The following is a 3,119-nucleotide window of genomic DNA, read 5'->3' as shown; positions in this document are numbered from 1 at the left end:
CGTTATGCCCCCGGAAAAGAAAGCGCCATTGATGCGCTATCCGGTCCACGAACACATGGTGACCCTGCCCGGCAATCGCCTGGTGAGCCTGATCCAGTTGAAGGGGGTTTCCAGCGAAACCCGCAGTGATGACGAACTGGTCCACCTGTTCCACAACCTCAACCGCTACTTCCTGGCCCTGGGCAAAAAGGAAGGCAAGCACCTGATGCTGCAAACCTACATCACCAAGACGGGCATCGAGCTGGACACCCAGTACACGTTGCCGCTGCCTGCCTTGCAGGATTTTGTCGACGCTTACACCGCACCGTTTCGCAACGGCACCTTCTATCAGGTCGGGTACAGCATTGCCCTGATCCTCAAGTACCGCGAGGTGGATGAAGGTATCGAGCGCATGAGCGACCTGTTGTCACTTTCCTCTACGCTGCTGGCCGAATATGACCCGGTCATCATGGGGCTGGAGGAAAACGAACACGGTGCGCTGTTCTCGCAGATCGGGCGCTACTACAGCCTGCTGATCAACGGGCACGAAAAAGACGTGCTGGTCAGCGACACCCGCCTGGGGGACGCGATCATTGATAGCGTCACCAACTTCGAAAACTACGATTTTGTCGAGAACCGACCCAACCGGGGCGGCCAGCGTTTCGCGACCACCTTTGACCTGCGCGACTACCCCAGTGGCGGGACTTACCCTGGCATGTGGGACGAAGCTATCGAGCAGCAATTCGAGTTCACCCTGGTGCAAACGTTTCTGTTTGAAGACCGTAACAAGGCCAAGGACAAATTCAAAAAGCACGTTGCGGACTTGGGCTCGGTCGAGCGCGATTCCAAGCAGACCGAAGAACTTGAAAATGCCATCGAGGCCATCACCCTGGGCGACAAGGCGTTCGGTCGTTATCACGCCTCCCTGATCGTCTACGGCAAGACCCCGGACCAGGCCATAGAGAACGGCACAAAAATGGCGTCGGTGTTTACGGTGCGTGATGCCACCTTTGTGCGCTCGACCATGAGCAACATCGACACCTGGTACACGCAGTTCCCCGGTGTGACCGAGGCCATGTACCCCATGATGAAATCGACCGAGAACCTGGCCTGCAGCTTTTCGCTGCACTCCACCCCCACGGGCAAGGTCAAGGGCAACCCCATTGGTGACGGGACAGGCGTCATGCCCGTGCTGACGGCCAACAAGGCGTTGTATGTCCTCAATGTGCATGACAGCCCGCCCGGCCAGAACAATCTCGGTGAAATGCTGCCAGGTCATGCGGTTTACACAGGCCAAACGGGGGTCGGTAAAACCACCGCTGAGGCCATCCTGCTGACCTTTCTCAGCCGCTTTGATCCGCTGATTTTCGGCATCGACTACAACGAGTCGTTGAGACATCTGCTGTGTGGATTGGGAGCCGAGTATTACACCGTGCAGCCTGGGCGCTTCACCGGCGTCAATCCGTTCCAGTTTCATGACAGTCCGGGGTTGCGGCAAATGTTGTTTGACCTGGTGCTGTGTTGCGCGGGGGGCCCTGAAAAAAGCAATGAAGCTGACCAGAGAAGGATCAAGGATTCGATCGAGGCTGTCATGGCGCACACCAACGTGCGCAATCGCAGCATGTCATTGCTACTGCGCAACATCCCTGAGCAAGGCGAAAACTGCTTGCGGACCCGGCTATCGAAATGGTGCCGTCTGGCCGGTGAAGGCCGCGAAGGTCAGTACGCCTGGGTACTGGACTCGCCCGTCAACCAGTTCGATGCACAGACCTACCGGCGTCTGGCCTTCGATTGCACGCAGCTGCTTAACAACGACTACGCCCAGAAGCACCCAGAGGTCATGGAAGCGTTTCTGAACACGCTGTTCTACATGAAGCGCGAAATGCACCAGGCCCGCCCCGGCAACCTGCTGCTGAACGTAGTGGCCGAGTACTGGGCACCGTTGTCGTTCAAAAGCACAGCGGATGCAATCAAGGAGGTCCTGCAGAGCGGACGCATGCGCGGGGAAATCCTGATCATGGATACCCAGTACCCCGAGCAAGCGCTGGCGACGCCGTATGCTCCGGCGGTGATTCAGCAAGTGACGACCCCCATCTGGCTGCCAAACAAAAAAGCTCAGGCTGACAGTTACGCGAAGTTCGGCGTCACGGGCAAGTTGTTCGAGGCCGTGCGTGATATGGGGCCGTTGAGCCGGGAAATGGTGGTGCAGCAGGGTAACCAGTCGGTGAAGCTGAAGATGGAGCTGGACGGCCCCCTCAAGTATTGGTTGCCGCTGTTATCAGCTACGAAAAAGAACCTGGCGGTGGCCGAGCGTATCCGGCAACACCTGGACACGACCGATCCCAAGGTATGGGTAGACGCATTCCTGGTGGCCGAAGCCGTGCGCCAATGGTTGAACACCGACGATCCCGCAGTGTGGCTGCCCGCATTCGACTACGCCGAAAACCTGCGTCAGTCCATGAACACGCGGGATGCACAGCGCTGGATGCCAGCCTTCCAAAAAGCCTGGAAGGCCCTTCAGGAACACAACGAAGTAGAGGTTTCGTCATGAAAAAACACGTGATGGCTTGTGCGCTGAGCGCGCTCATGTTGACCGCAGCGCTGCCTGCTGCCCACGCAGTCGTGCCAGGCGTGCCGGTCCTGGATCCGTCTAACCTGCTTGCACTGAAGGTGAATGCGTTGGCCCAGGCCAAACAGGCGATGGACGCGCTGAGCACAGCCAAGGAAGGCATCACCCAGGTCGCGCAGCAATACAACCACTACAAAAGCATCATCACCGGCAACGACATGTTGGGTGGGTTCCTGAACGACCCTGCCTTGAACAAGGTCATGCCCCTGGGGGACTGGGCCGATGTGTACAGCACGGGACGGGACATCGCCAGTTTGCGTGACCGCTACGGCTTAACTTCGGATAATGCCAGCGTGCAGGCGAAATTCGACCAGTTGATGTCGGCAGCCGATGCGCTGGAGCGCAATTACAACGCGAGTACTGAACGGGTCAAGAACGCCGAGCTGCTACGGGCGCGGTTGAACGAGGTGCAGACCCCACAGCAGAAGGAGGATTTACAGCTGCGCTACCAGCAGGAGTTGATCGAGCTGCAAAACCAGCAGATGCGGCTGGCCAACATGCAGATGCTTCA

At 58.1% G+C, this 3,119-nt stretch carries 2 protein-coding genes and 1 pseudogene; all 3 read left to right on the top strand.

The window, feature by feature from the left end:
• Window positions 1–129, top strand: a pseudogene (locus tag KDX37_RS30020) (conjugal transfer protein); the annotation flags it as partial.
• Window positions 130–205: 76 nt separating this feature from the next.
• A complete protein-coding gene (locus KDX37_RS30015; RefSeq protein WP_455127251.1) occupies window positions 206–2,530 on the top strand; it encodes a VirB4 family type IV secretion system protein in 2,325 nt (774 codons plus the stop codon).
• On the top strand, window positions 2,527–3,119 hold a 593-nt coding region (virB5, locus tag KDX37_RS30010), incomplete at its 3' end, for a P-type DNA transfer protein VirB5 (RefSeq protein WP_231656589.1). The genes KDX37_RS30015 and virB5, both read left to right, overlap by 4 nt.

This window comes from Pseudomonas californiensis (assembly GCF_021147775.1).
In the GTDB taxonomy this organism is placed as follows: Bacteria; Pseudomonadota; Gammaproteobacteria; order Pseudomonadales; family Pseudomonadaceae; genus Aquipseudomonas; species Aquipseudomonas californiensis.
Note: the sequence above shows the minus strand (reverse complement) of the source record. Positions and strands in the feature narration are given on the sequence as shown.